The sequence below is a fragment of the Alteromonas sp. ABV4_515 genome (assembly GCF_056160345.1).
This window is the reverse complement of record NZ_JBSWWZ010000002.1, coordinates 661,786-688,415: the sequence shown is the minus strand read 5'-3', so window position 1 is coordinate 688,415 and position 26,630 is coordinate 661,786. Positions and strand designations below refer to the sequence as shown.

Genomic DNA, 26,630 nt, shown 5'->3' with positions numbered 1-26,630 from the left:
CTTGTAGTCACTAAACTGCAATTCACTTTATCAGGTTAACTACGCAGCTCTCTGCAGAACACAAGGACAGTTCTGGTGCGACAACACGGACTTACTTTTACTGAATTACTCGTCAGTCTTTCAATCACAGCGATTCTGGCTACACTCGCCGTACCGGCATTCAGCGAGCAATTGTCGTTACTCAAACTTACCCGGGTTCTCGACAATGCCGCACTGCAATTACGAAGGGCTCAAAACCTGGCGATTGCATCATCAACGAATGTCACTGTTTCACATGCTGGCGGCAACAACTGGTGTTTGGTTATTGCGCTTAAAGCGTGTGATTGCAAAGTGGCTGGCGATTGCAAGGCCGTAGTTGGCATCCCGCCGGCTAACATTCGCACCCACGCTGATGTCACGCTTGAAAAAACAACTTATAAAGCCACAACGCATCCGACTTTCTCCGCCTCTACCGGTGGCGTGTCGGGCCGAGCTGGAAGCCTCACTTTTAGCATTGATAACTTAAGTGGAAAAGTCATCGTGAGTAACCAGGGGCGGATTAGGGTGTGCTTGTTGCAACGCCGTTTTGGTGGCTATGCTAAATGCTGACGCAACGGGGCTATACCTTACTCACCATGCTTATTACATTGGCGTGCGGCCTCTCGTTTATCGTAAGCCTGACCAGTCTCATTGCCACTATGAGAAATAGTCAGCAACAACTTTTAAACGAATTGTTGCTGCAGCACGAAATGATGCGCATTGTGGCCACGCTCACGACAGAACTGCGTCAGAGTGGTTATACGGGCACGAATCGCCAACATGTTCTGGCAACAGGAACCAACATCGTTGCATTCCAGCAAACAGTGGAACTTGGTGCCTATCCAGGCGAAATAGCGAAAAGTTGTGTACTTTTTGCCGTCGACCTCAATAGCAATGGCATTGCCGATAATGCATCAGTAAATGAACACAAAGGATTCCGGCTAAAAGACAGTGCGCTGGAGTCGCGCACAGCGGGCAGACGTTGCGGCCAAACCGGATGGCACGATATCACCGACCCTCGCTTTGTCACCGTTGAACACTTTTCAATAAATCTAACCCCATCACAACAACAGCATTTGCTACACATTGAACTGAGACTCGCATTGAAAGGCGCTTCGACGATATTCAGGGAAACGCAATTTACGGTAGCGCTGCAACATGGAAACTAACGGAATGCGTTCTGCCTTAAGACATTATCAACGCGGGGGCATTTGGCTAAGCGCGACTTTATTACTACTGCTACTCGTGGCCGCCACCGGTATGACATTAACCATGACCTTAACCGGTACGACAGACCAGCTCCTCTGGCGACAACAATTTTTGGCAGTTCAAGCTAAAAAAGACGTAGCGATCAACAACGTTATCACGCAAATGTATCTGCCTGAAAAGTGGCCTGCAAACCTACCGCCAGCCATATCGAAACATGTCAGCCATGTTCAGGAAACCCGCTTTAATGATGCGGACATACTCTCTGCGCATCTGTCGGTTCAACGCTCGGCAGGCCCGTTCACGCAACGCCGCGAGATGGACATTGTTCGCTTTCCGCTGCTCATGAATGTGCCCCCCGCCCCACTTGTCATGTTTTCTCACCTTCATCACCAAAGTGGCTTTACCCTTTACCTTCCGCCATCGAAGCAAAATCCGGCTTATCGTTATTCATTGTGGTCTTCGACTCCGGTGTTAAGTGCGTCTAACCGGCTTACCTGTGAAACTGAAATGATTAACCTTTTACATTGCAAAGCCTCGGCACTCAGTTCAGATATTCATCGCGCATCAGATATTGTCGAAAATGACACTCAACTGAACATTCCTATAGCACATTACCTTTTTGCTTCTGATCTCGATGGCAGTCGCGTTGCTGATTATCAGAAACTCGCATGGGTAACAGCCACCAGTTGTGACCCGCTCCCATCGCCAGCAAGCTTTATCTGGATTACTGGGCATTGTCGAATCAGGGCAAAACAAATGATAGGGAGTCGCGCCGCGCCAGCGTTACTGGTGGTTGAAAATGGACACCTGGAGTTGGAAGACCACGCGTCGATTTTCGGTATGGTAGTGAGCCTGCGGGTGAACAACCAATTTAGTTGGAAAGTGAAAATGGCAGAAAATACAAAGATATCCGGAAGTCTACTGGTGAATCATCCGACCTCATCTGACAGCCACTTTAATGTGGTTTATGACCATGCATTGCTCAGGCAACTGCAGCACAGTCCCGCACTACAGCAACTTGCAGTTATACCTGGCACAGAGAAGCCCGGCACAATGAATTAAACACAGTGAAATAAACACAGCTCATTTACCATGAACCAAGAGTGAAAACGTATTTATGCACATTCGAACTTCGCCACTATTGGGCTATCAGACCGGTTTTTCGATGTTTGAACTGATCCTCACCATTATCATATCGAGCAGTGCAGTGTGCAGCACAGTGACATTGCTTTACCAGCTACAACTTACATCACAGGCTCTGCCTGAGACCGGTGAGATGACATCACGTGCTGAAAACGCGCGGGTAATACTGCAATCATCAACGGGCAATGGTATGCGAGATGTGGCTGAGTTCAGCGTTTTCACAACAAATCAGGATGGAAGATTGAGCGCGAACACACAGAGTATCGATCCTGGCTCTGCATCAGGTAAGATATACTATTCACTTGGCTGGACAACCACAGATATTTTCTCCGACGGCATTTCCCTAGACACCGCCAGGCAGACCAATGCACCACCATTCCCCTTACTGAAGTCAGGAAACATTACCGTTGCATGGAAAGATCATGATGGAACATCAAAGGCAATTACCACGCCTTTCAACCGACGGCATCCATTAACCAACGCGCTGGTTGATAAGATCTCGCGGCTTAATACTATTAGGCCATGATGCATCAAAGTGGTTGAATCGTTAGCAAGACCAACAGAATTCGCTGCTTTCAACGCTACCGCTATTATTTTCGTCCCACCCTTTTCGGCCATCGCTGAAATAAACCAGGATGCCGTCAGTCGCCTGACTTGAACCGGATACGGGTGTCGCTCTGAGTTCGTAAGCTACGCCATTGGCTGCTTCAATGGTGAGATTATAGCGCTTGTTAGCTGCATCCTCTGAAGCCGGAGACCAGGATGAAAACACTTCAGGACTTCCCGTGTCAGAACCACTGGTAGCAGCTCCGGCATAAGTGAAGTTTCCGGTGTGATGCCGTTCCATTGCCGCAGCAAAGGCCATCAAGTCTGCCTGCGCCGACTTTCTATAACTCTCCTTAATGACGTTTTGGTATGCCGGATACCCTACTCCCACTAAGATACCCGCTATCGCAACGGCAATCATCAGTTCGATTAGCGTGAACCCCTTATTTTTACTGCCTTTTACTGCCATTTCTACTGCCTTTCTTTCTCTGTCGTCCAGCTATTTTGTTGAACCCGTTCGAATCGGCCAAAAATGTTCTGCGCCAAACAGGCAAACGCTGAAGTACATGGTTGTTCATTACCGTCGCTATCGACGTCGATGACCGCCGAAACACATTCCGTACCCAAGCACACCACCGGCTGAACAATTTCTTCAATCAGTATTTTAGTTTCCGGCGCAATGCCCGTTTGCTTAAGTTCGGCATAGCGATCGCTTTTATCAATGTCACCATTGTTATTGAGATCATCCACTGCACTTCCGGTTAGCATATCCACAAGATACGCTCGACTATTCCCGGTTGGCGGCGCGCAGGCACTTTCCGAACTGACCGCGGGCACATAGGTTGTGAAGAAAATCTTGTAATCAATGATCAACGGTGATGAAAGTACTTTTTCACCCGCCGTAGTTAAGCGGATAAACCATCCATCTTTACTGGCCAATTCAGCGATGGCTGCCGCCTGCGTATTGGTATCACTGCTGCTAAGCAGTGACTCAGTGCCATCGTACAAGGTACTTTCTGTTGCCAGCGTATCGAACACATAACGCCCGTCGGCATCATGCTTAAAAACACCTTTGTCTTTGAGGAAATAGAATCTGTCATTCACATCGGTGTCCAGCGGCGCAGCTCGCCAGCCTGAACCAATCGCAACACCGTAAAATAACTCATCACCCAAGGCGACTTCAGACACATCGGCGCCATAATAGAAGCGACGATTTTCAGGCTTGAGTGTGCCGCCAAAATCAGCAATCCGGGCACCTTTCATAAAGTCAGAACCCGTTTCACCATTGTAGATATCCATACGGAACAGTTGCCCGCCCATATCAGAGACATACATATGATCCGCAAACCCGTCGTTGTCGCGGTCAATCACTGAAATACGGCTGGGAATGCTGTATTGCATTTCCGCAATATTAAGATTCGCATCTTCATTGCTCACTTCCCACAGCAATGCGCCCGTATCAGCGTCAAAAATGTACACCGCGTTACCTAGTGCATCGCCATCACGCTCATCTTTTGTGTCATGACCTTCTTCATAACCACCACCGATAATCATCACGTTCTTTTCGGTACTACCGTATCGAACCTTTGTAATCGTGGGGCGCGACCAGGTTTGGCCAAGTTTCTCAAGACCGGGGGAGCCCCCTTCAATCTTGAACAACAGTTTAGGCGAGTACTTACTGGTTACATCAAATGCGTAGTAATTATTCCCGCCTCGACGCATGCCGACATACAAATAGGTACTGTTGCCTACGGTGCGCAGAACCATGTCACCATCTAAACCATAGATATGATTAAAACTGGAGGAATTAACATAGAAATCGTGCAGGTTAGAAAGCAGATCCCGCGGGATGATTGCAAAATTTTCTTCGCCGGTTTCTGTATCAAAAGAGTGAAGAAAACCTTGGTTTGTGGCAACAAAAATAGCTGAATCTGTGGCCGAGTAGTTCACAATTACCGGTTGCGAGTGAATAGGATCGCCCATCTGTAAACGCACATCGGTTGAATCGCCGTCGCCATCGGAGTCCTTTACGTCCACCCCACGCGACCATTTCAGCAGTTCGTGCCGCAGAGACAAGGGGTCTGGCTGCGCATCAATGGCCAGATCACTGGTGGTGATTAACGGATTGTTTTCACTCAATTCATTCAGTGTAGAAGCGATAGTTCCCGGTGTATCGAATACATACAGATTTCGACTAATATTCATCTGACTGGCTGCACCGCCCTGGCGCACATCGTTTCCATCTTTCAACGTTGACCAGTAACTGTGAGAAGCATCCGAGAAGAACCCGGTTACAGAATCAACGGCATTGGCATTATTCTTATCCAGAACAGTTTCACCACTGATTTTGTATTTCTTCAGATTGCCCGGCCAGATAGTGCCTTCAGAGGGTTTGAACAAGGCAAAGTAAAGCTCATCTTTGTGGGTAAGACGATTGAGTTGGTTAACAGCAACACCTGGCGATACGAACGTGGCATTAATGTCTTTCACCGAACGTAGAATGGTTTGAAATGCGGTGAGCAGGTCGGCACTGTTGTCCACCTGATAAAAACCACCGCCACTTTGCAACGCTAACTGATTTAAGAAGTTATTCGCCTGTGTATTGGCCGCAAAACCAATGGTGTGAGTGATAACCCGGCGGTCAATTACCGAGGTTTCTGATTTGCTGATATTGTTGACTAAATCAAGACCGCATTTTTCTCCACCACTGCCAGTGCAGCTTTTGCCCAGCATTGACTGAATCTTGCTAACACTGTGATTGCTATTGGCCTCGCCATCTGAAAGCAAAACGATGTGGTTGTTGGTTTGACATTGTAAATCCACCACCGGTGAAATATAGGTGGCACCCGCTGGAATGTATTCATTGATACAGTCTGAATCGCTTAGGTTCTCTTCATCACAGCCGTTAGGTCGCACGGGATCAGCACCGGTATAGGAAGAGCGGTGGCTAACGCGGGTATTGCGTCGCACGGTACCACTCACTGAGTAATTACCCCGGGTCAGACCATAGTCTACAGAAAGTCCACCGTAGTAACGGGTGGCTTCGTACAAGGTATCAACGATGGGTGTGTAACCACTGGCAGATAACTCGTCGACTTTACCAATCAAGTGCTCACGAACGGTGGCAGAAACGCCCGGTGTCGCATTACCATTGAACTCAATATACAACTGCGGCGCTCTGGACGCACTGCCGTTAACTGAATAGGCACCGCGGTCGCCATAGAAATCGCTGAGTATCATCATCATATCGTTACCCGCGCTCCAGCCGCCACGGTTTACAATTGACTGAACAATCGAGGTAATATCCGGGGTCTGGTATGTCCAATTCTCATAGAATCGAGGCACCGTCCAGTTCACGCTGCCCGTTTTAGGCATATTACGCAGCATGTATCGGCTGTAAGGGCTGAAGTCATCGGCATCATCTATTGCTGCGCCGGAAATCTTCAAGGACGCGTTACCGCCATGATAGCTGTAACCCGTGAACAGCATGTAGGCGCGGCTGATCACGGCATCTTTAGGCACATTGATATTGGTGAAACGCATACCGATGTAGCTGTTGTAGTTGGCATTCATCGTCAACTCTGTGCCCGTAGACTGGCGGCCATTATTTTTCTCTTCGGCGTTATCCTTAGTTGATGAAACCTGATAGAGCCCCTCCCCCGAAATACACCCGGTGGCGGTAGATTCATCATAAGTCACCACTAACTGAGGCGCATCGGTGGTGCCATAATCAGCTGCCCGGGCACGACGCTCACTGGAAGGATCTGAGCTCGTGCCTTCAATAATTAAGCTTAACGCTTGCCCACCGCACCATGCGGCCTGCCCGACAATTTCCTGAATGACCGGAGAAAAATCTGGCGTAATCACCATTTCATCCGTTACCGGAAAGGCATTGTCTTGATCCCAGATCACTTCTGCTGCTGTTGTAGGGCGAGCCGTAATGTTGCCACTTGACGCTGTAAACGGCTGGCTATTGGCAACTTTTTCACCCCGAATGGTGATCACTGATGCTGCGGAATTCAGTTGGCTGGAGGTCAAACGCAAAAAGGCGCTGGTGATGGTCGCTCCCTGAGGAATATTCAGATCAGTAAACCGCAAGCCCGATGTCACGGTCGAGGTGCCGTAGGTTAGCCTTAGGGAGTTGGCAGTGGTATCTACAGAGCCTGAGCGCTCTGAAGCATCATCGCCACTATCAGCTGTCGATGTTATCAGTTCAGGATTAACAGAAGAATCGATGGCCTGAAGTGGGTACAGCACGGGGCCACCATAATCAGAAAAACGCATTAAACCCGCGTTGATATTCGTAGATTCGCGCAGTGCGTCTTTAAGCGCATTTTGTACTCTGAGCATGCGGGTCTGACTGGTATTGTCATACGCTTGCATACTGCCCGACGTATCCATGATAAACATCACGTTAGGCTGATACGTTTTCGCCGAATTCGCTGTGCCCAGATAAATGTCTAAGTCGTCTCCCCACGCAGCAAAGCCAATGCATGACCACATCAGAAACGAAACTAAAAAGCGATAAATGTTTTTCATGGTCATCACTCCTACTGCGATGCGGGGGCTACAACGGCAGCCGTGACCGTATTGGCTACGACACTGTTTCGCTCGGCAACTGCGCCACATCCTTTAATCACGAAAACGTGACAGTTTACATTGCTGCCACCAATGACATTGCTCGAACCGCGACAAGCTTGTTCACGGACAAACGCAGTGCGCGACCAACTGTCAGTGCGCATGTCATTTTGATAGTTGCCGGTATTGGTATGCTCTGCGCCAACAGACAAACCTGCTGCGGTTACCCGGCGGGTTGTCCAGCGCGCGTCATTGCACATGAGGGTATCGTTTTCAGGGTCGAAAACTGCAGCTTGTCGAGCCTCAGAAAGCGGATCGGTTCTGGCCGGGTCAACCAGCAAAATTTCATCTTCAGCTTCGAAAAACACACCGGCCAACGCCGCTTCGGCGGCGTCAAAGGCCATACCTGAACGCTGCATCGTCACGGCCATTTTATTTTGGCCAAGACTGGATGACACTGCGCTGACCCCTAAGATGGTAAGAGAAATCAGCACCAGCAATGCCAGAATAAGCACCATTCCCTGCTGGCGACCATTAACGTGCATCACAGACTCCTCACAAAATTCTTCATGTTGCGCAGTGCCAGGGTTTGGGTAAACACCTGATAGTACCGATCGTTATCGGTTTCAATGGCGGCTTCATTCAATACAGCGATGTCACGAGGTGCAATCTGACTGACTTCAGAGCGGTCGCTCATCAATAAAATTCCAAGCCTGATCGCCACTGCCTGACGCCCGGCTGTTCGCAATGCGGGTAACTGGCTTGCAGTCACATAGCGCACCGCTTGCCCTTGTGAAGTGGTCACCGAATCGGTCACCCCATACTGCACCTGAAAACTTTCCACGTTATCCATCAGGATCACCGAACGACTTGCAATAGCGGAAGCACGAAGGCCCCTCAACACTCGGCCGTCATAACCGGTGCAATAAAGTTTGTTGTCATTAACGTAATAGCGGTTAACGACATGAAATTGCGTACCATCAGGATAACCAAAGCGATTGCCTGTGCAGTCTTCACTGCCCAGTTGATTTACTACCAGTTCGTCACTGACGCCTGATGCACCTTGTTTAGCCCCTAAGTTGATATCAGACAGATAGTCTCCCGACAGGCCGATGGGGCGATTTTGTACAAATGCGGCTTCAATCGCAGAATCCACAGTGCCATCAACCGTCGTTACAATAGAATCATATCGCCCTACTTCCATCAGCTCGCGGCCGAAACGCGCCATGATAAAACGTCCAGACTCTTGCACCTGTCCCACCGATTGATTAAGAGAGTTGGTGACTCTGGAGCTGATCATGGTTTGAATTACCGCACCACTTATCACTAGCCCTAAAACCAAGGCAATCATTAACTCAACAAGTGAAAAGCCGCGCTGGTTCATAGGGTGACATCCTTAACCACGCAGGCATTACTGGTATTTGTATCGTTGCATCGATTATTCAGAGAGTATTTCTGATTGGCAGAATTTGTTACTGGCCAGGTGAGTATGATGTGAATGCGCGATCCGGCTGAGCAGGTATCCGTATCGCCGCCGTTGCTGTCGGTACAATTCACATTAAGCGTAATCGTTTTGTTGGTCTGCACTGCAGAGCAAGACAATGACCACGCGTCGTACTGCGCCATTTGCGCTTCACTACACGTTCCGCCTTCGCAGTCTGGTATGGCAGAAGGGCGCGCTAAACAATGGCAAGCGTAGGGATCATCAGAGCCGCAGGAAAGCTCTGCAAAGTTATAATTGTTGGCAACAAAATATTCGTTGTTAACCACCAGGCCATCACCAGCCACCGCAGGACGTGTGGCTGCCCGAAGGCGTTCAGCTACCTGCTCTGCAACCAGTTCAGACTGTGTTCGACTAATTGCATCGCGATTAGCAAATGAGCCAACAAACTGCAATGAAGCAACGCCGAGCAGGCCAATAGCGAGCACGAACAGGGTAATGAGGACTTCAATGAAGCCCACACCAGACTGACGCTGTTGCAACGTATGCTGACGCATAACCTGAATACCTATGTCGAAGTTGCCGAAAAATAAACCTTTCCCGCAATAATCCTACAATAAGGGCGGTGTTTGATAAGTATCAGCAGGGGGTAATGGGTATCGAATAGTATAATTCACGGGGCGAAATTCGCCCCGTTGAAGGGGAAAAACAGAAAAATTATTTAGCTAACTTGTTTTACGCGTAGCTCTTTAGGTACTGCAAATTCTACGTTTTCTTCGCGTCCAGGACGCTCAGATGCAGTTTCTGCGCCCCATGCTTTGAGTTGCGAAACCACACGCTGAACCAATACTTCAGGCGCCGACGCACCGGCCGTTACACCAATATGCTGCACACCTTCTAACCATGCTTGTTGAATACAGGTTTCATCCGCAATCAGGTAGGCCTTCGCACCAATCTTTTCCGCCAACTCGCGAAGACGATTAGAGTTGGAGCTGTTTGTGGCTCCTACAACCAACAAGACTTCACAATCACTGGCCAGTTCACGAACAGCATCCTGACGATTCTGAGTGGCATAACAAATATCATCTTTACGGGGGCCAGAAATGGCCGGAAATTTTTCGCGCAGCGCATCAATCACGTCTGCGGTGTCGTCTACCGATAGCGTAGTTTGACTGCAAAAATAAAGATGCTCTGGGTCTTTGACTTCCAGTTTTGCCACATCGTCAGAAGACTCCACCAGATAAATGCCGCCTTCCGGATTATCGTATTGCCCCATGGTGCCTTCCACTTCGGGATGACCGGCGTGACCGATAAGAATACATTCGGTGCCAGTTTTACTGGCGCGAGTCACTTCCATATGCACTTTAGTCACCAATGGGCACGTGGCATCGAACACTTTCAGGCCACGAGATTCTGCTTCCTGACGCACTGCTTGAGATACCCCGTGAGCAGAAAAAATCACGATACTGTCATCAGGCACTTCATTGAGCTCATCGACAAACAGTGCGCCGCGGTCTTTTAAGCCATCCACCACGAATTTATTGTGAACAACTTCGTGGCGTACATAGATAGGCGGGCTAAACATTTCCAGCGCACGCTCTACAATGGTAATAGCCCGGTCGACACCAGCACAAAAACCACGGGGATTAGCAAGATGAATTTGCATTACTGACTCCGTTACGCCTGTTCAGCGCTGTTGATCACATCAACAATTTCAACATCAAAAATTACTGTTTGCCCTGCAAGCGGGTGATTGAAGTCTACGGTAACAGAATCGCCCGCAATGCTGCGAACAATGCCAGGGACTTCCGCACCATTTGGTTGCGCAAACGCCACAATCATGCCTTCTTCCAGCTTGAGTTCGCTGCTAAAACGGCTGCGTTCCATATGATGAATACTGTCCGGATTAGAATGACCAAACGCATCTTCAGGGGCCAGTGTGAATGCTTTTTTGTCGCCCTTGATCAAACCAAGCAAACAAGCTTCGAAATTTGGCGTTAAGCTACCGTCGCCCATAACCAGTTTTGCAGGCTTATTGGCCAGACGCGTGCTGTCAGCGGCAGAACCATCTTTTAGCTTAAGATCGAAGTGCATAATCACTTCAGATTTTTCATTGATCACGTTATCTGTCATTACAAGCTCCTACCACTTATTTTGCGCGGGTTTGTTCGGACGATTTATTGCTGTCTTTATTTGTCAGCATGTCCCAAACCAGCAAGGCCGCACCGATAAAAATCGCACTGTCAGCCAGATTAAACGCAGGCCAGCTCCAGGAGCCCACGTAAAAATCAAGAAAATCAATTACAAAACCATGTACCAGCCGGTCGTAGACGTTACCAATAGCACCGCCCAAAATGAAGCAGAATGCCACGGGCAGCAAACGCTGCTGTTTGTCTGACTGCTTCAGCCACCACAGGATAATTGTGCTAACCACAACAGCAATGCCGGTGAAAAACCAGCGTTGCCAACCTGAGGCGTCATGAAGAAAGCTGAACGCCGCACCGTAGTTACGCACATAGGTGAAGTTAAAAAATGGCATGATCTCAACAGATTCAGACAATGCCATGTTGCCGATAATTTCGTACTTGCTCCACAAATCCAGCGCGATAACCACTGCGCTAATCCATAAAAAGCGCAGCCCGGTATCGGTGAGTAATTTAGGCATACTGACGCGTTTCCCCTTCGCCGTCTACGTTGGTCACACAGCGACCACACAGTTCAGGGTGTGCCTCGTGGCTGCCCACGTCTTCGCGGTGGTGCCAGCAGCGCACGCACTTCTCGCCAGCGCTCTTTTCCACTTCAATGAACAGACCATCCACGTCAGTGGCTACTGCAGACTCAGGCTTATCAGCAAGCGGTGCCAGCGCTACGCCAGAAGTGATAAGTACGAAGCGCAGTTCGTCTTCCAGCTTACCAAGGACATCAAGCAACGCTTCATCAGCATACAGTTTGATGTTGGCTTCCAGTGAACCACCCAGCTTACCGTCTTTACGGGCCTGTTCCATGGCCTGGTTAGCGGCATCTTTTACCGTCATAACTTTGTGCCAATAAGCGTCGTCGAAAGCACCTTCGGTGGCAAAACCGCTCAGGCCTTCATACCAGGTTTCGGTGAACACAAATTCGCTGCGCTCACCGGGCAGTGCTTCCCAGATTTCCTGTGCAGTAAAGCTGGTGATTGGTGCCATCCAGCGAACCAGTGCTTCAATGATGTGGTACAGCGCGGTCTGACAGGAACGGCGGGCATTGCTGTCACCCTTAGCGGTGTACTGACGGTCTTTAATGATATCCAGATAGAAACTGCCCAGCTCAATTGAACAGAAGTGCATCAGCTTCTGGGATACCACCAGCATGTCGTAATTACTGTAGGCTTCGATGAGTTCCTGTTGCAGTTTTTCGGTGCGGGCAACAATCCAACGATCCAGTGCCACCATATCTTCTGCGGCAACCGCATCGGCTTTCGGATCGAAACCATTGAGGTTCGACAACAGGAATCGGGCAGTATTGCGCAGACGACGATAGGCATCAGCAGCACGCTTAAGAATTTCGTCAGATACCGCAATCTCACCGCGATAATCTGTTGATGCCACCCAGAGACGCAGAATGTCAGCGCCCAGTTTATTCGTTACCTGCTGTGGTGCAATCACGTTACCGATAGACTTGGACATCTTGCGGCCCTGCGCATCCACGGTGAAACCGTGGGTCAGCACTTCTTTATAAGGTGCGTGGCCGTACATGGCAGTTGAAGTCATCAGTGAAGACATAAACCAACCACGGTGTTGGTCTGAACCTTCCAGATACAGGTCGGCACTGGCAGGAAGGTCACCGCGACGCTCTACCACAAAATAATGGGTTACACCTGAATCGAACCATACGTCCAGGGTATCCAGTACTTTCTCATACTGGTCTGCATCGGCACCGAGCAGTTCTGCATCGTCCAGATCCCACCAGGCCTGAATGCCCTTCTCTTCCACCGCTTTTGCTACAGTTTCGATGATGGAATCAGTTTGTGGGTGCAATTCGCCGGAAACGCCATGTACATATAAAGGAATAGGCACGCCCCAGGTGCGCTGGCGGGAAATACACCAGTCAGGACGACCCTCTACCATTTTTTCAATGCGGTTCTGACCCCATTCTGGGATCCACTCGGTTTTTTCAATTTGTTCCAGTGAGGCTTTGCGCAGACCTTTCTTATCCATGCTGATAAACCACTGCGGCGTCGCACGGAAGATGATTGGCGTTTTGTGGCGCCAGCAGTGCGGGTAACTGTGCTCGTAATTCACGTTCAGTAACAGATTGCCGTTTTCTTCCAGCTTCTCAATAATAGGCTTATTGGCTTTAAACACGAACATGCCGGCGAACAGCGGCGTCTCCTCGTTGTACACACCGTTATTACCCACAGGATTGTACACTTCAATGCCGTACTGTTTGCAAACATTGAAGTCGTCCACACCGTGAGCAGGCGCTGTATGCACCAGACCGGTACCAGAATCCGTAGTGACGTGTTCGCCGAGAATAAACGGCACGGTGATATCCAGGAACGGATGATGAACAGTGAGTTTTTCCAGCGCCTGACCAACACAAGTCGCAACAGTTTTGTAGTCTTCCACGCTGTAGCGGGACATACAGCTTTCAACCAGATCTTCCGCCAGAATGATCCAGTCTCCGCCGGTAAGTTCAACCAGCGAGTACGTCAGTTCAGGGTGCAGGCTGATGGCACGGTTAGCAGGCAGAGTCCACGGCGTGGTGGTCCAGATAACCGCTGATGCATTGTGCGCAGTTAAGTCATTCGCAGACATACCAAACGCAGCTGCAATGGCGTCTGTATCTGCTACCGGGAATTTCACGTCGATAGCTGGTGAAACTTTATCTTTATATTCAACTTCCGCCTCTGCCAATGCAGAACCACAGTCTGTACACCAGTGAACTGGCTTGAAGCCTTTCTCCAGGTGGCCCGAGTCTACGATTTTGCCCAGCGCGCGAATGATGTCGGCTTCAGACTGGAAATCCATGGTTTTATAAGGCTTATCCCAGTCGCCAAACACGCCTAAACGGATAAAATCTGCCATCTGACCATCGATTTGCTTTTGCGCATACTCACGGCACTTCTGACGGAACTCAGCGGCAGACACTTTTACGCCAGGCTTACCGACTTTCTTTTCTACCATCAGTTCAATAGGCAGACCGTGACAGTCCCACCCCGGCACATAAGGCGCATCGAAATCAGACATACCTTTGGCTTTAACGATAATGTCCTTGAGGATCTTGTTTACCGCGTGACCAATGTGAATATCACCGTTCGCATAAGGAGGGCCATCGTGCAGAATAAAAGGTTTCTTACCTGCCTTTGCTTCGCGAATTTGCTTATACAGGCCTTTTTCCTGCCAGCTTTTAAGCATCGCCGGTTCTCTTTGCGCCAAGTTACCGCGCATAGGGAATGGCGTTTCCGGTAAATTCAATGTCGGTTTGTAATCGCTCATAAACTCGTTATTTCCGTCCACCTGCCGTTGCGAGTTGCCCGCAACAATTTGATTTAAAACTCAGGCGATACCGAAAAGGGCTTTTGCCGCTTCCGCATCGCGCTGTATCTGTTGTTTCAGTTCGTCGAAAGAGTCGAACTTTTGTTCATCACGGAGTTTTTTCACCGGATAAACCTTGATCTGTTCACCATACAGGGTGCCTGTATAGTTGAAAATATGCACTTCTAACTGGGTGCGCTTGCCCTGCACCGTTGGCCTGGCGCCCACGTTAGCAACGCCATAAAAACGCTCGTCCTGGACATCCACGGTTACCGCAAATACGCCGTTAATGGCCGGGCGGGACCGTTTCAATAATACGTTTGCAGTAGGAAAGCCAATAGTGCGACCTTTCTTGTCACCGTGCACAACCCGGCCATCGATAACAAAAGGTCGTCCCAACATGTTACCGGCTTTTTCAAATTCACCTTTGGCGAGCACTTCACGCACTGCGGTAGAGCTTATGCGGCAATCATCCACCATAAAGCTCTGCGTACTGACCACATCAAAGCCCATGGCTTCACCGGCACGTTCTAGCATGGAGAAATCGCCGCGACGACCACGGCCGAAGCGAAAATCATCTCCCACAACGAGAAATTTTACGCCAAGACGCTCAACCAACAATTCTTCAATGAAGGTATCCGCTGTTTGGCTGGCAAAATATTCATCGAACCGAACGCACAGCAAACGGTCTACCGACTGTTCTTTGAGTAACTGGTATTTTTCCCGTAAGGTGCTCAGTCTCGCCGGTGCCGTGTCCGGGCTGAACAGTTCTTCTGGTTGTGGCTCAAAAACCATTACAGCGGATGGCAGCCCCAAACGTCGGGCCTTTTCATGTACATTCGCCAGCACAGCCTGGTGCCCACGGTGTACGCCATCAAATTTACCAATGGTGAGAACACACCCACTATGTTCGGGGCGCAGATTATGAAGACCGCGAATTAATTCCACTTGCTGCAGGTTTCCTGTTCACCGAAGGCTAATTTACAAAGCTCGCGATTATAAACGACCCGCCACGTAATACCAATCGTTGCGCACTGTTTATCCGCCAATTGCCTTAAAGTGGCGAATTCGAACGCCCAGAATCAGCAAAATGGTGAAAAATACAGCAGCGGCACAGCCAATTGTCAGTGCCACGTGAAAAATCTGCTCGGTGAGCGCAAAGTCATAAAAGGCATCGCCCACATCGAAGTACAAAATCACCGCCGCCAGCGCCACACTCGCCAGTATCACTTTTACCAGGAAGAATACGGTTTCCTTCGACGCCTGATACACCCCCATTTTATGTAAGGTAACGTATAACAAGCCGGCGTTTAGCGTAGCGGAAAGTGAGGTGGCAATGGCCAGACCGATATAACCATACGGAATGGCGAAAATCAGGTTAAACACCATATTGGCAATCATGCACCAGATGCCGAATTTCACCGGCGTTTTGGTATCTTGTCGGGAATAAAACCCGGGCGCTAATACTTTCACCCACATGAAGCTGATCAGGCCGCAGGCATAAGCAATCAATGAGTAAGATGCCATTTTCGCGGTTTCCACGCTGAATTCGCCGCGCTGGAATATCACCGTCATCAAGGGTTCTGCCATAAAAGCCAATCCCACAGCAGCAGGAATGCCCAGTAGCGACACCATACGAACACCCCAGTCCATATTGCCACTAAAAGCCGCGGGATCTTTTGCCACATGATTGCGGGACAACGTGGGCAAAATGACAGTGGCGATAGCAATGCCAAATAAGCCCAGTGGGAATTCCAACAAACGGTCTGAGTAATACAGCCAGCTGATAGAGCCGGTTACCAGGAAACTGGCTATTAAGGTGTCGAACAGCAGGTTGATCTGCCCCACCGACACACCGAATAAGGCAGGTATCATTAATGTGCGTACTTTGACGACCTGAGGGTCATGCCAGCCCCACTTCGGCTTAACCAGTAATCCTGCGCGGTACAAAAAGGGGATCTGAAACGCCAGTTGTACAATGCCGCCGAAGAAAACGCCCCAGGCGAGGGCAAACGCAGGCTGGGAAAATACCGGCGCAAGAAACCAGGCGCAGGCAATAATACATATGTTCAGCAGCACTGGCGTAAAAGCCGCCACCGCAAAGCGATTCATTGTGTTGAGAATCGCGCCAGACAATCCGGTAAGGGTAATAAAGGCCAGATAAGGAAACGTAATTTTCAGCATCACTGATGCTAACTCAAATTTATCCCCAGCCTCCTCGCCTTCCAGCCAGGCAATAAACCAGCCGGTACCAAATAATGCCGTTAACACTGGTGAGGCGATAACACCGACAATAGCTACCACAAAGACTATCGCGCCCAGCGTTCCGCTGACCCGGGCAATAAAAGCACGCATTTGCGCTTTGTCTTCGTCGTGGTGAACTTCGGTTAATACAGGAATAAAGGCTTGGGCGAAGGCCCCTTCGGCAAAGAGGCGACGCAAGAAGTTAGGTATTTTATTGGCGAAGAAAAACACGTCGGCCGCCGCACCATCTCCCATGAGCCTGGCCACCACCACGTCTCGGACCAATCCCAGAATACGTGACAGGAACGTCATGACACTCACAATAATTCCTGATTTTAATAATTTTCCTGACACACTCGCCCTGCTTTTACCTGCAAAAATTCAGACCGCCACTATAACGGAAGCAAGGGTCAGGCGAAATCTCCACGATTAAATAATCTACGTCGAAACAGCGTGTTAAATTAAACATGAAAAAAACATGACAGACAGATGAATTCCCCCATTTGCCCTGCTATAATCCGCGCATCTCACGGGGGATGCCTTTATTGCGCAATCTCAATAACTATTTTTCCTGCGGTGTCGGGCAAAATAGTTTGACATTTGGTCGCCGGATGAGCATAATCCGCACCCTATTTTTTAGACATGTATTTATTTTGGGAGTTACACCTTGGCTAACATTAAGTCTGCTAAGAAACGTGCAATTCAAGCCGAAAAGCGTCGTCAGCATAATGCCAGCCGTCGCTCCATGACTCGTACAAGCATCAAGAAAGTTGTTGCTGCTATCGCTGCTGGCGATAAAGAAGGTGCACAATCTGCACTGGCAGCTGCTACTCCGATTCTTGACAGAATGGCAACCAAAGGTTTGATTCACAAGAACAAAGCTGCTCGTCATAAGAGCCGTCTGGCTGCGCAAATTAAAGCGCTGTAAGACATCTGACGAGAAGAAAAAAAGCGCCGCAGGCGCTTTTTTTATGTCTGAAATTCAGCATCAGAAAGCCCTTCCCCTCTTCGACCCTGTTCATTGAATGCAGTGATTGCCAATGGATGCCAGCGCGTGTCATCGCTAGTTAAATATCCTCATGGTTTTCTACATGTAAAAAAAAGCCTCTGCAAAATGCAGAGGCTTTCTATTTATCGCTATAGCGAATTACGAAGTCAGATTAGAAATCGTAAGATGCAGTGAACTGCACGCGACGCGGTGTTTGGTACGTCTGCGCCAAGCCAAATGATGCACTATCATCGTTAGCCGCAATCTCAGCCACTTCGTTGTAACGTGTTGCTGTGGATGCGTTGAAGACGTTAAATACGTCTACAGCAAAGCGGATTTTCTGGTCCTGGATATGCAGATTGTAAGTGAAGTTTAAGTCTAAACGTGCAGTCCATGGCGTTGTACCCATGCTGCCACGTGGGAAGTATTTGTCACCCACCCAGTAAGTATCACCGTATTGGTAAAGATCTGAATCTGGCGTGTAACCGGCGCCCAGCGCAGTCCATGGACGACCAGAAGCAATGTTCAGGTTAGCACCAATCAGGAAGTCTTCCGTTACAGCGAAAGCACCGTAAACTTTGATGTTGTGACGACGATCCGCAGGCAGATTACCGTACGCACCATCCATCAGGTATGGGTAGTCCCAATCCTGCGTTAAGCCTGCATCGTCCTGACCATTATCAGATTTAACAAAACCTTCGGTATTACCGTAGTTGTGCGACCAGGTATACAAGGCTTTCAGTGACCACACTTTGTCCCATGTTTTTTCGATGGTTAAATCAACTGCAGTGTAACGACGTTTAGCATCTGGGTAACCTAGTTCTTCAGCCGTAAAGCTATACTCTTCAGTAACACCATCGCCATCGAGGTCGAAGTTGAAAGTGGCACCACTGCCCGGGTTAAACAGGAACCAGTTTTCACCCAGGTAGTTTCCGTCTTCATCAGTAAAGATATAAGAACCATCGTCAATTTGGTTGCCCAGATCGCGATAAGTCGCCTTGATGCCCCATGACCAGTCATCATTAATTTGAGCCTGGTAGCCAACAATCACTTCATCATTGTACATTGGGTCTAGGTTCTTATCCGCCAGGGTGTTAGAAGCTTTTGCAGTACCGTCACCGCCGTTGGAGATAGCAGGATCACCCAACTGATTGCTTAATCCTACTGGCGTACCGTCTGCATTCAAACCTTCATACTCGTACCAAGTTTGAATATAGGTTTCTGCACCTGCCAAACGAATGTTGGTATTGGCAGCAACAGGCAAATAGTAACGACCTGCCGTCATGTATAATTTGCTTTCGCCGTCGCCATTAATATCCCAGGACGCGCCAAGACGTGGTGCAATCTGGTTATCGATAGATACGAACTCGTCGCCTTCCGCATTATAGTTGGTGAAGCTGTCGTTACGCAGACCCAGGTTCAGCGTGACGGTATCAGTAACAGCCCACTCATCTTCAATGTAGATAGCCCAGTTTTCTACTTCAAACTCGCCGATATTCTCATAGTTACGAACGCGGGTTGTCTTCATGGTTTCAGGTAACACATAGCCGTTAGGCAGTTGTGAACCAGCTTCATACGTACGGTAGTAGTAGTAGATGCCACCCGAGTTAAGCGTTGCGGCATTTGCTGTGTTGGTTTCAGAGTCGTAACCAAACTTCAACGTATGATTGTCACCCACGTACCAATTGAAATCTAAACGCATTTGTTCACGTTTGTCTTCATTTGCGCCAACGGTAGTGGTTACATAACACGTTGTACGAGAAGCAGTATCTGCGTCGTAGCCAACCGGACAATCATCAAAATCTGAGTAATCCGTTTCTGAGAACTTCACCACACCGTACATAGCAGACATACTGAAATCATCAGTCAGGTTACCGGTATAGCGCAACGCATAACTTTCACCACCACGGGTATGGTAAGCAACACCGCCTTGTTCATCAAAGTTGCCGTCGTCGTTGCTATCGTTGTAAATGGTTTCTGAATACGTACGTTTATCACTGAAACCCCATAACATCAACTGGTGGTCATCGTTGATATTCCAATCGATTCTCGCCAGATAATACGGGTCATCATCTTTCTCTACGCTCAGCGTGCTCACTGAATCATCGTTACGAGTATCGTTATCACGGGCGGTGTAGATACCATAGAAGAAGAGTTTGTCTTCAATCAGTGCACCGGAAGCATAAATATTCGTTTCCAGTGAACGAGAATAATCACCACCGTTGTTTACGTACAGATCGCCAATACACTGGCCATCAGCATCACCACAACGATCGTTCTGACGGTAAACCGAGTTTGGTGCCTGCTCAGTGAGTGACGCTGGAGAATAAATGGTTTGAACGCCGAAGTGGAAGTCGTTAGTACCTGATTTAGTTACCGCAGAGATAAGGCCACCTGTTGAACGACCAAACTCAGACGAATAACCACCGGTCTTAACCTGGAAACCATCATAAGCAGTAAACGGAATCGTAGCACCACCCAGACCATTTCGGAAGTTGGTCAAATTAAGACCATTCACGTAATACGCGTTTTCAGCAACAGAGGCACCACCAAACGATGCTTGATCGCCAAAACGGCTATCGCCTTCAGTCGCACCCGGTGCAAGCAAGGCCACAGAAGTCACTGAGCGAGCGATAGGAAGAAGATCAAGCTCTTCGGAACTGATGTTTAACGATGACTCTGTAGACGATACATCAACGGCACGAATTGCCGTACCCACCACACCAATGTGCTCAACATCACCTTCTGTCATAGGAACAGATAGCTGAGCGGTTTTACCAACACCGATAATCACGTCATTGATTTGCGCTTGCTGGAAGCCTGGCTTTGACACGGTAATAGTATATTTACCAACGGGAACGGTATTGAGGTTGAACTCGCCGTTTTCATCAGCTTCCAGGATTCTTGAATAACCCTTTGATGGATCCGCAATGGTAATGGTTGCGCCTGCCAGCGAGCCGCCGGATGCTGAGACAACGCTACCTTTGATAGCACCGTCAACGTTATCTGCCATGGCAGGCATAGAAGCACTTAAGGTCATCGCCACGGCTACGGCGGTCAATGAACCCTTAAATGACCCCTTAAATGAATTGGAAAAGCTTTTTTTCATTATTGTTTCCCTGTGAAACTTTATTGTTTGTTCGTTGTTATTTCTTACACAGTAACTGCGTACCCCTGGTTTATTAATTAAGCTAAATTTTAAACTCAACTAAAACGGGGCGAATAATTAACACAGCAATCCAAATAAGTTCAATTTTTGAATTAACATAATCGACAAAACAACAAGAAAACAGCTTGAAATAAAAAACTAATTCACTATTAATAATTTATAAAATAACTATAAATAAAAATAAAGCGCATTTTTTAACCGATTAAAATAAAACTACCACAAAAGAAAAAATCATTTAAAATCAATAAAGTGAAAATTTTAAGTAAAGGTTATAGACTTTAATGAAAAACGAAAAAATATAAAAAACAAGCTTAAACAAAATTTAAAATAAATATACATAAAAAATTAAAAGACTAAATTTAGAACAACAATTAAAACCTAAAATAAAAATGAATCACCACAAAAAATCAAATAGGAATCATTTGAAAAATCAGAAATAATAACGCCATTTGCTGTTGTCATTAATCCGTCATTCAACCTTCACCTTGTTGTCAACGAACAGTCACCTGACTGTAAATTAACCAACCTAAGATATCCTTCCAAAGTTACTGCTTTGGAAATGATGATGAAACCTACCCACTACCGCACACTCTGGTTGTCTGACATCCATCTTGGCAATAAAGATTGCAAAGCCGAGTATCTTCTCAACTTCCTCAATAACGTCACCGTCGATACGCTCTATCTGGTTGGCGATATTGTTGATATGTGGGAAATGCGTCGTCAGTTCCGCTGGCCAGAAGCGCATAATCAGGTGCTACATACTTTTATGAAAATGAGTCGTGAAGGCACCAAAGTGGTATACCTGCCGGGTAATCATGATGAGCCCTTGCAGTCATACTCAGGCATGGACTTTGGCGAAATTGAAATTCGTCGCGAGTATGTACACACCACAGCGCAAGGAAAGCAGTACCTTATTCTTCATGGCGATCAATTTGACGCCGATGTCACCATTGGAAAGTTTCACGCCTGGATCGGGGATAAGGGCTATGACTTGTTGCTGTTTCTAAACCGCTGGTACAACCGGTTTCGCCAGTGGCGTAATAACGACTACTGGTCGTTGGCAGGCTACATTAAAAAGCATATTAAAGGGGCAAATACTGCCATTGCTCGTTACCGTGAAGCGTGTTGCAACCGAGCTCGAAAATTACAGCTTGATGGCGTGATTTGCGGCCATATTCACCATCCCGAAAGTACCATGGAAGACGGTATTCACTATATTAACGATGGAGACTGGATTGAAAACTGCTCTGCCTTGGGTGAAGACATGAGCGGCAATCTTAAACTCATCAGTTGGATAGAGCAGATGCAAGCACAAAGTACAGTAACCGAATTCAAACCACAGACGAAATCGACTAAAGCAGCCTAGCCAGATCAGGCACGCGGCTTCGACAAAATGATGCGCTTGTCACTGAAGTGACACGAAAGTGCTCAAAAAACGTCACAGTCGATTGCTAACGTACGGTTAAAAATATAGGAATAGAATTATGTTTACTGTCGATGATGTACTCACCCAGCATTATCCGCAGGTGGTGGATAAGCCCTGGTTATTCAAGTCGCTCTCATTTGTTTTACGCCATCTTTTGCACGAGCGGGAGATCACTGAATTCGGCGAAACCTACCCTCACTACGAAGACATCGATTTTGTTGAACAGGTGCTTGAATACTTTAATGTAAGCTATTCAACCCGTGACGTTGAAAAAGAACGGATCCCCAGCGACGGTCGTGTAGTTATTATCGCGAACCACCCTATTGGCTCCCTCGACGGCCTGGCCTTAATTAAGCTGGTAAGTGAAGTACGCCACGATTTGAAAGTCGTTGCCAATCAAATGTTGATGGCGATAGAGCCTCTGCATAACATGTTGCTACCGGTAAACAACATGCAGGGTGGCACGCCCAAACAGCATCTCGAAGCCATTCATAATCACCTTGCCGGTGAAGGTGCTGTTCTGATATTTCCTGCCGGGGAAGTGTCGCGATTACGTCCTCAAGGTGTGCGTGATACACGCTGGCACACTGGGTTTCTGCGAATAGCAAAACAAACCAAATCACCAGTGTTACCGGTGTATATCGATGCGAAAAATTCGCCGCTTTTTTACAGCGTCTCTATGGTGTACAAGCCCCTGGCTACAGCGCTACTGGTGAAGGAAATGTTCAAGCAGCGTAAGAAGCACCTGCCTATGCGCATTGGTGAAGTGATCCCTTACGAAGCTTACAGCCAGCTTACACTGCCGCTGAAAGAACAAGTGCAACTGTTTAAGCGACACCTTTATCGCATTGGATCTAACCGTAAAGGTGTTTTGGCGACACAAGCGCCCATTGCTATGCCGGAAGATCGCAAAGAGCTTTCCAGAGCCATTAAGCAATGTGAACACCTTGGCCATACGGCAGACGGAAAACACATTTATCTGTATCAGCATCAGGGTTACTCGCCCATCATGCGCGAGATTGGTCGTTTAAGAGAAATCGCCTTTCGAGCTGTAGGAGAAGGCACTAACCGTCGCCGCGACATAGACCAATATGATTCCCATTATTATCACCTGGTCTTGTGGGACGAAAGTGATTTAGAAATTGTCGGGGCTTATCGATTTGGCGACGCGAAATTATTGAGTGCTGAAGGCCATCCTACCGGGCTTTATTCCGCGACCCTGTTTAACTACAGCGGCGATAACGAAAAGCTTTTTACTCAGGGCTTAGAACTGGGACGCAGCTTTGTGCAGCCCCGTTACTGGGGAAAGCGTAGCCTTGACTACCTGTGGATGGGAATAGGCGCATTTCTGGCCCGCTACTCACAATACCGATATCTGTTTGGTGCTGTGTCTATCAGCAACGCCTACCCCCAACCCGCTAAAGATTTACTGGTACAGTTTTATCGTCAGCATTTTCCGGCCAAATTCGGCGAAGCGACATCCCGGCTGCCCTACCAGGTATCTGCAGACGTGATTGAAACGTTCAGCGGTGAAGACTATAAAAAAGAGTTCACCCTGCTGAAACACTTACTCGCCAACATGGGCGTGAACGTGCCAACCCTCTACAAACAATACTCTGAAGTGGCTCACGATGGCGGTGTCGCCTTTCTCGACTTCAACGTAGATCCGGATTTCAACGATTGTATTGACGGGCTTGTGGTAGTGGATATGGATATGCTCACCGATAAGAAGCGCAAGCGCTATTTACAATACACCGGGCTTTCAAAAACCGCCTAGCTTGACTGCTGCTCAGATCACGCGCCCAGCTATGCTGGGCGCAGTGCTTTTACCGCTGTAAACCTCTCAAGATAACGCTTAATAGTTTTACTCAAGATATATCTGCGTTCGACGTTTTAACCCACGTCATTTCAGTGAACAAAAAATAAACTTGCAGTTTACTATTACACATGTAATCTTAATTAAGACTACAGACGTAATCGGTAAACAAACATGAGTGAAAAACACAATAAGCCAGATATTTCCAATGCAGAATATGACGTACTTGACGTGCTTTGGGAAGGTTACCCCGCCTCAGCCAGCGAGATCATAGGTCGTTTAAATGAACGCAAAGCCTGGCATGATAAAACCGTAAAAACCTTGCTTGGACGACTGGTTAAAAAAGGCGTTCTCAGTTTCGAGAAGCAACAGCGACAATACCTCTACACCCCGTTAATAGCACGACAAGCATACCGGGAAAGCGAAACCGAAACCTTTGTAAGCCGCCTTTTCAAAGGCAAAGTCGCCCCATTGGTCGCAGGTTTTGCGAACCAAAAAAATCTGTCTAAACAGGATGTGGATGAACTCAAAGCACTCATAGCAAAATGGGAAAAAGACAATGACTGAATGGTTGATTGCCCAGCAGTACATTATTTCAGTAGCGGCATTACTCTTGATAGCGATAGAGAAATGGCTACCCGGGAAAATCGGCGCGCTGCGCAGTTATCAACTGTGGTGCTTGTTCCCCGCCATGCTTCTGGCAAACAACCTGCCGCTTGATTTCATACCTCACAGTACAAGCGGTATAACAAACTATGTGGTTGGCATGAAGCCCACGACTACAATGCCAACGGCATTTCCCTTTCTGACTCTATGGGCTTTAGTTGCGTCATTAATATTTACCTCGGTGATTATTCAGTATTGGCGATTATCCCGTTCAATCAATAAACGCGACATGACGGTATTCGGAACCAACATAAAAACGTCTGAAAAAGTCACCTCTCCCCTGCTGTTCGGCATCGTGTATCCAACGATAATTCTACCTGCCGATTTTGCAGAGCAGTTCAGTACCTCGCAGCAGGAGTTGATCATTAAACACGAAACGGTTCACCTGCGCCGGGGGGACAGCTTATGGAATGCATTGGCTTTACTCACCCTTTGCCTGTTCTGGTTTAATCCCCTCATTTGGCTGGCCGTGAGAGCATTCCGAATGAGCCAGGAATTAGCGTGTGACGAAACCGTTCTAAAAAATTCGACCAAAGAAGTAAAAGTCGATTATGCCAAAGCACTCGTTCAGTGCGCGGGCAACAATGCTTACAGCAGCTCGCTGTACCCTACTCTCGGAGATAAAAAGACCATGATGAAACGACTAGAAATGATATCTACACCGATAAAGACAAATAAACGCGTAACGGTAGCGACCATGCTCACCGCACTATTGCTTCTGGGTAATACTGCATTAGCGAACATGCCATCTCCGTCAAAACATGACGATAAAATTAACATGGCCACGCCGGTTATTCGAATCGACCCTGTGTATCCTCAGCAAGCCCTCAGTGAGCATATTGAGGGAGAAGTCGTACTGAAATTTGATATTAGCGCCACAGGTAAAACAGACAATATTACGATTGTCAGTGCTTCGCCCGCAGGCCTATTCGATGAGAGTGCGAAAACAGCCTTGGCGCAGTGGCAGTACAAACCCCGTGTTCAAGGAGGAAAAGCCATGGTTCAAAAAGATTTACTGGTAAAACTGGAGTTTAGACTTAAGCAAGAGCCTGAGATTGTCCGGGTAATGCCTAAGCAGGACTAACCATAAGAAACATTGATAAAGGGGCTACTTGCCCCTTTTATGCGTATCGAATTTTCACTACTCAGCATAATCCACGATTTCCCGGGTATCAGGCCGGATTTCTACGCGGTGGCCCGACACATCCAACTGCACGTTTCCCGTCGTTGGGTCCCGCTCGATTACTGTACTTTTGCGGTAGGTATCGTAACCAAGAATACTGCCAGGCTTTAACAGCATGGCTAAGTCGATATTATTAGGCGCGTCCTGAGCAATCTGCGTCAGTGGCATACTGTAGTCGTCGATGCCAATATTTTGTGGTCGGTCAGCGGCATGGGTCAGCAGTGGGAGAAATGCCAGGCTTGCAGCAACGATTCCTGTGTACGCTTTCTTCATCTGGTCGTTCTCCTATATATACCGTTTAAGCGCCTCTACAACTTTCGTATAACACACTTTGCTTGATACAGGTTTCAGCAAGAACTATTCCAATCGGAAAAAACCTTTAAGATCAATGGCTGGTAAAAATCAGGTTAGCACTATGGTGTTTTTTACCGTATTTTTGCATCATATTTGCAACACCTCAGGGAAAATTTTACCGTGATAAAAATTATTGTACTTGTTCCTCTACTACTGAGTTTGCTGTGGTTTGCTTATTTAAGAGCAAATAAGTGGTCACTCTCTCAGGGCAAACAGGGATTCCTGTATATTCTCGTCCTCTCGGCGGTGATTGCTGCGTTCTACACAGTGATGATGGTTCTCACCCACTAGCGATGCCAGTAAAGGGCAATTGCGTTTTCTACAGGCGAAAAA

At 47.9% G+C, this 26,630-nt stretch carries 23 protein-coding genes; 10 read left to right on the top strand and 13 right to left on the bottom strand.

Translation table 11 applies throughout. The annotated features are described in order from the left end of the window. Positions 1–75 precede the first annotated feature (75 nt). The 4 genes from ACXAGX_RS07330 to ACXAGX_RS07315 all read left to right on the top strand — a co-directional run bounded on the left by ACXAGX_RS07330 (position 76) and on the right by ACXAGX_RS07315 (position 2,896). On the top strand, positions 76–588 hold the full coding sequence (locus tag ACXAGX_RS07330; RefSeq protein ID WP_474837473.1) for a GspH/FimT family pseudopilin: 513 nt from the start codon (positions 76–78) through the stop codon (positions 586–588). Beyond that, entirely contained in the window at positions 582–1,187 is a 606-nt protein-coding gene (locus ACXAGX_RS07325; protein ID WP_474837471.1) for a hypothetical protein, read from the top strand. Before ACXAGX_RS07330 ends, ACXAGX_RS07325 begins: the two co-directional genes overlap by 7 nt. Then, on the top strand, positions 1,177–2,289 hold the full coding sequence (locus ACXAGX_RS07320; RefSeq protein WP_474837469.1) for a hypothetical protein: 1,113 nt from the start codon (positions 1,177–1,179) through the stop codon (positions 2,287–2,289). The genes ACXAGX_RS07325 and ACXAGX_RS07320 overlap by 11 nt, the downstream gene beginning before the upstream one ends. 103 nt (positions 2,290–2,392) lie before the next feature. After that, positions 2,393–2,896: a hypothetical protein gene (locus ACXAGX_RS07315; protein WP_474837468.1), complete on the top strand. Its 504-nt coding sequence runs from the start codon at positions 2,393–2,395 to the stop codon at positions 2,894–2,896. 21 nt (positions 2,897–2,917) lie between these two features. Here ACXAGX_RS07315 and ACXAGX_RS07310 read toward each other — a convergent pair whose 3' ends face one another. From ACXAGX_RS07310 to murJ, 11 genes are all read right to left on the bottom strand, one after another. Next, entirely contained in the window at positions 2,918–3,385 is a 468-nt protein-coding gene (locus ACXAGX_RS07310) for a type IV pilin protein (protein ID WP_474837466.1), read from the bottom strand. Between the two features lie 2 nt (positions 3,386–3,387). Beyond that, positions 3,388–7,455, bottom strand: coding sequence for a PilC/PilY family type IV pilus protein (locus ACXAGX_RS07305; RefSeq protein ID WP_474837464.1), 4,068 nt, complete (start codon positions 7,453–7,455; stop codon positions 3,388–3,390). An 11-nt stretch (positions 7,456–7,466) separates the two neighbouring features. Beyond that, positions 7,467–8,039 (bottom strand): PilX N-terminal domain-containing pilus assembly protein, encoded by a 573-nt coding sequence (locus tag ACXAGX_RS07300; RefSeq protein WP_474824512.1) that lies wholly within the window; start codon positions 8,037–8,039, stop codon positions 7,467–7,469. Next, positions 8,039–8,878, bottom strand: a complete 840-nt coding sequence (locus ACXAGX_RS07295) for a PilW family protein (protein ID WP_474837462.1) — start codon at positions 8,876–8,878, stop codon at positions 8,039–8,041. Before ACXAGX_RS07295 ends, ACXAGX_RS07300 begins: the two co-directional genes overlap by 1 nt. After that, positions 8,875–9,492 (bottom strand): prepilin-type N-terminal cleavage/methylation domain-containing protein, encoded by a 618-nt coding sequence (locus tag ACXAGX_RS07290; protein ID WP_070126662.1) that lies wholly within the window; start codon positions 9,490–9,492, stop codon positions 8,875–8,877. Before ACXAGX_RS07290 ends, ACXAGX_RS07295 begins: the two co-directional genes overlap by 4 nt. Before the next feature lie 164 nt (positions 9,493–9,656). Continuing rightward, positions 9,657–10,601 carry a 4-hydroxy-3-methylbut-2-enyl diphosphate reductase gene (gene ispH, locus ACXAGX_RS07285; RefSeq protein WP_474837460.1) on the bottom strand — a complete coding sequence of 315 codons (945 nt, stop codon included), beginning with the start codon at positions 10,599–10,601 and terminating at the stop codon, positions 9,657–9,659. 11 nt (positions 10,602–10,612) lie between these two features. Beyond that, positions 10,613–11,068 carry an FKBP-type peptidyl-prolyl cis-trans isomerase gene (fkpB, locus tag ACXAGX_RS07280; RefSeq protein WP_474837458.1) on the bottom strand — a complete coding sequence of 152 codons (456 nt, stop codon included), beginning with the start codon at positions 11,066–11,068 and terminating at the stop codon, positions 10,613–10,615. 16 nt (positions 11,069–11,084) lie between these two features. Then, on the bottom strand, positions 11,085–11,600 hold the full coding sequence (gene lspA / locus ACXAGX_RS07275) for a signal peptidase II (protein WP_070126659.1): 516 nt from the start codon (positions 11,598–11,600) through the stop codon (positions 11,085–11,087). Further along, positions 11,593–14,412 carry an isoleucine--tRNA ligase gene (gene ileS, locus ACXAGX_RS07270; protein WP_474837455.1) on the bottom strand — a complete coding sequence of 940 codons (2,820 nt, stop codon included), beginning with the start codon at positions 14,410–14,412 and terminating at the stop codon, positions 11,593–11,595. Before ileS ends, lspA begins: the two co-directional genes overlap by 8 nt. A 60-nt stretch (positions 14,413–14,472) precedes the next feature. Beyond that, positions 14,473–15,399: a bifunctional riboflavin kinase/FAD synthetase gene (gene ribF, locus ACXAGX_RS07265; protein ID WP_474824506.1), complete on the bottom strand. Its 927-nt coding sequence runs from the start codon at positions 15,397–15,399 to the stop codon at positions 14,473–14,475. Positions 15,400–15,489: 90 nt separating this feature from the next. Continuing rightward, positions 15,490–17,049 (bottom strand): murein biosynthesis integral membrane protein MurJ, encoded by a 1,560-nt coding sequence (gene murJ / locus ACXAGX_RS07260; RefSeq protein ID WP_474837453.1) that lies wholly within the window; start codon positions 17,047–17,049, stop codon positions 15,490–15,492. A 313-nt stretch (positions 17,050–17,362) separates the two neighbouring features. On the opposite strand from murJ, the gene rpsT reads away from it, so the two are divergent. Next, entirely contained in the window at positions 17,363–17,623 is a 261-nt protein-coding gene (rpsT, locus tag ACXAGX_RS07255; protein ID WP_474824504.1) for a 30S ribosomal protein S20, read from the top strand. Positions 17,624–17,855: 232 nt separating this feature from the next. Here the strand turns inward: rpsT and ACXAGX_RS07250 are convergent, their stop codons facing one another. After that, positions 17,856–20,792, bottom strand: coding sequence for a TonB-dependent receptor (locus ACXAGX_RS07250; protein WP_474837451.1), 2,937 nt, complete (start codon positions 20,790–20,792; stop codon positions 17,856–17,858). Positions 20,793–21,417: 625 nt separating this feature from the next. Between ACXAGX_RS07250 and ACXAGX_RS07245 the strand changes: the two genes are divergently transcribed. The 4 genes from ACXAGX_RS07245 (at position 21,418) to ACXAGX_RS07230 (ending at position 25,844) form a co-directional block, all read left to right on the top strand. After that, positions 21,418–22,218 (top strand): UDP-2,3-diacylglucosamine diphosphatase, encoded by an 801-nt coding sequence (locus tag ACXAGX_RS07245; RefSeq protein WP_474824502.1) that lies wholly within the window; start codon positions 21,418–21,420, stop codon positions 22,216–22,218. Positions 22,219–22,336: 118 nt separating this feature from the next. Further along, positions 22,337–24,055 (top strand): bifunctional ornithine lipid synthase OlsF, encoded by a 1,719-nt coding sequence (olsF, locus tag ACXAGX_RS07240; RefSeq protein WP_474837449.1) that lies wholly within the window; start codon positions 22,337–22,339, stop codon positions 24,053–24,055. Between the two features lie 213 nt (positions 24,056–24,268). Beyond that, positions 24,269–24,661 (top strand): BlaI/MecI/CopY family transcriptional regulator, encoded by a 393-nt coding sequence (locus tag ACXAGX_RS07235; protein WP_474837447.1) that lies wholly within the window; start codon positions 24,269–24,271, stop codon positions 24,659–24,661. Next, positions 24,654–25,844 carry a M56 family metallopeptidase gene (locus ACXAGX_RS07230; protein ID WP_474837445.1) on the top strand — a complete coding sequence of 397 codons (1,191 nt, stop codon included), beginning with the start codon at positions 24,654–24,656 and terminating at the stop codon, positions 25,842–25,844. The genes ACXAGX_RS07235 and ACXAGX_RS07230 overlap by 8 nt, the downstream gene beginning before the upstream one ends. Positions 25,845–25,901: 57 nt before the next feature. Here ACXAGX_RS07230 and ACXAGX_RS07225 read toward each other — a convergent pair whose 3' ends face one another. Further along, on the bottom strand, positions 25,902–26,216 hold the full coding sequence (locus tag ACXAGX_RS07225; protein ID WP_474824498.1) for a hypothetical protein: 315 nt from the start codon (positions 26,214–26,216) through the stop codon (positions 25,902–25,904). Positions 26,217–26,417: 201 nt separating this feature from the next. On the opposite strand from ACXAGX_RS07225, the gene ACXAGX_RS07220 reads away from it, so the two are divergent. Further along, on the top strand, positions 26,418–26,588 hold the full coding sequence (locus ACXAGX_RS07220; RefSeq protein ID WP_474824497.1) for a hypothetical protein: 171 nt from the start codon (positions 26,418–26,420) through the stop codon (positions 26,586–26,588). The last annotated feature ends 42 nt before the right edge of the window (positions 26,589–26,630 follow it).

Coding starts and splice junctions, on each gene's coding strand:
- ACXAGX_RS07325 (WP_474837471.1), top strand. CDS start 582: ATGCTGACGCAACGGGGCTATACCTTACTCACCATGCTTATTACATTG.
- ACXAGX_RS07320 (WP_474837469.1), top strand. CDS start 1,177: ATGGAAACTAACGGAATGCGTTCTGCCTTAAGACATTATCAACGCGGG.
- ACXAGX_RS07315 (WP_474837468.1), top strand. CDS start 2,393: ATGTTTGAACTGATCCTCACCATTATCATATCGAGCAGTGCAGTGTGC.
- ACXAGX_RS07310 (WP_474837466.1), bottom strand. CDS start 3,385: ATGGCAGTAAAAGGCAGTAAAAATAAGGGGTTCACGCTAATCGAACTG.
- ACXAGX_RS07305 (WP_474837464.1), bottom strand. CDS start 7,455: ATGAAAAACATTTATCGCTTTTTAGTTTCGTTTCTGATGTGGTCATGC.
- ACXAGX_RS07300 (WP_474824512.1), bottom strand. CDS start 8,039: ATGCACGTTAATGGTCGCCAGCAGGGAATGGTGCTTATTCTGGCATTG.
- ACXAGX_RS07295 (WP_474837462.1), bottom strand. CDS start 8,878: ATGAACCAGCGCGGCTTTTCACTTGTTGAGTTAATGATTGCCTTGGTT.
- ACXAGX_RS07290 (WP_070126662.1), bottom strand. CDS start 9,492: ATGCGTCAGCATACGTTGCAACAGCGTCAGTCTGGTGTGGGCTTCATT.
- ispH (WP_474837460.1), bottom strand. CDS start 10,601: ATGCAAATTCATCTTGCTAATCCCCGTGGTTTTTGTGCTGGTGTCGAC.
- fkpB (WP_474837458.1), bottom strand. CDS start 11,068: ATGACAGATAACGTGATCAATGAAAAATCTGAAGTGATTATGCACTTC.
- lspA (WP_070126659.1), bottom strand. CDS start 11,600: ATGCCTAAATTACTCACCGATACCGGGCTGCGCTTTTTATGGATTAGC.
- ileS (WP_474837455.1), bottom strand. CDS start 14,412: ATGAGCGATTACAAACCGACATTGAATTTACCGGAAACGCCATTCCCT.
- ACXAGX_RS07250 (WP_474837451.1), bottom strand. CDS start 20,792: ATGAAAAAAAGCTTTTCCAATTCATTTAAGGGGTCATTTAAGGGTTCA.
- ACXAGX_RS07245 (WP_474824502.1), top strand. CDS start 21,418: ATGAAACCTACCCACTACCGCACACTCTGGTTGTCTGACATCCATCTT.
- olsF (WP_474837449.1), top strand. CDS start 22,337: ATGTTTACTGTCGATGATGTACTCACCCAGCATTATCCGCAGGTGGTG.
- ACXAGX_RS07235 (WP_474837447.1), top strand. CDS start 24,269: ATGAGTGAAAAACACAATAAGCCAGATATTTCCAATGCAGAATATGAC.
- ACXAGX_RS07230 (WP_474837445.1), top strand. CDS start 24,654: ATGACTGAATGGTTGATTGCCCAGCAGTACATTATTTCAGTAGCGGCA.
- ACXAGX_RS07225 (WP_474824498.1), bottom strand. CDS start 26,216: ATGAAGAAAGCGTACACAGGAATCGTTGCTGCAAGCCTGGCATTTCTC.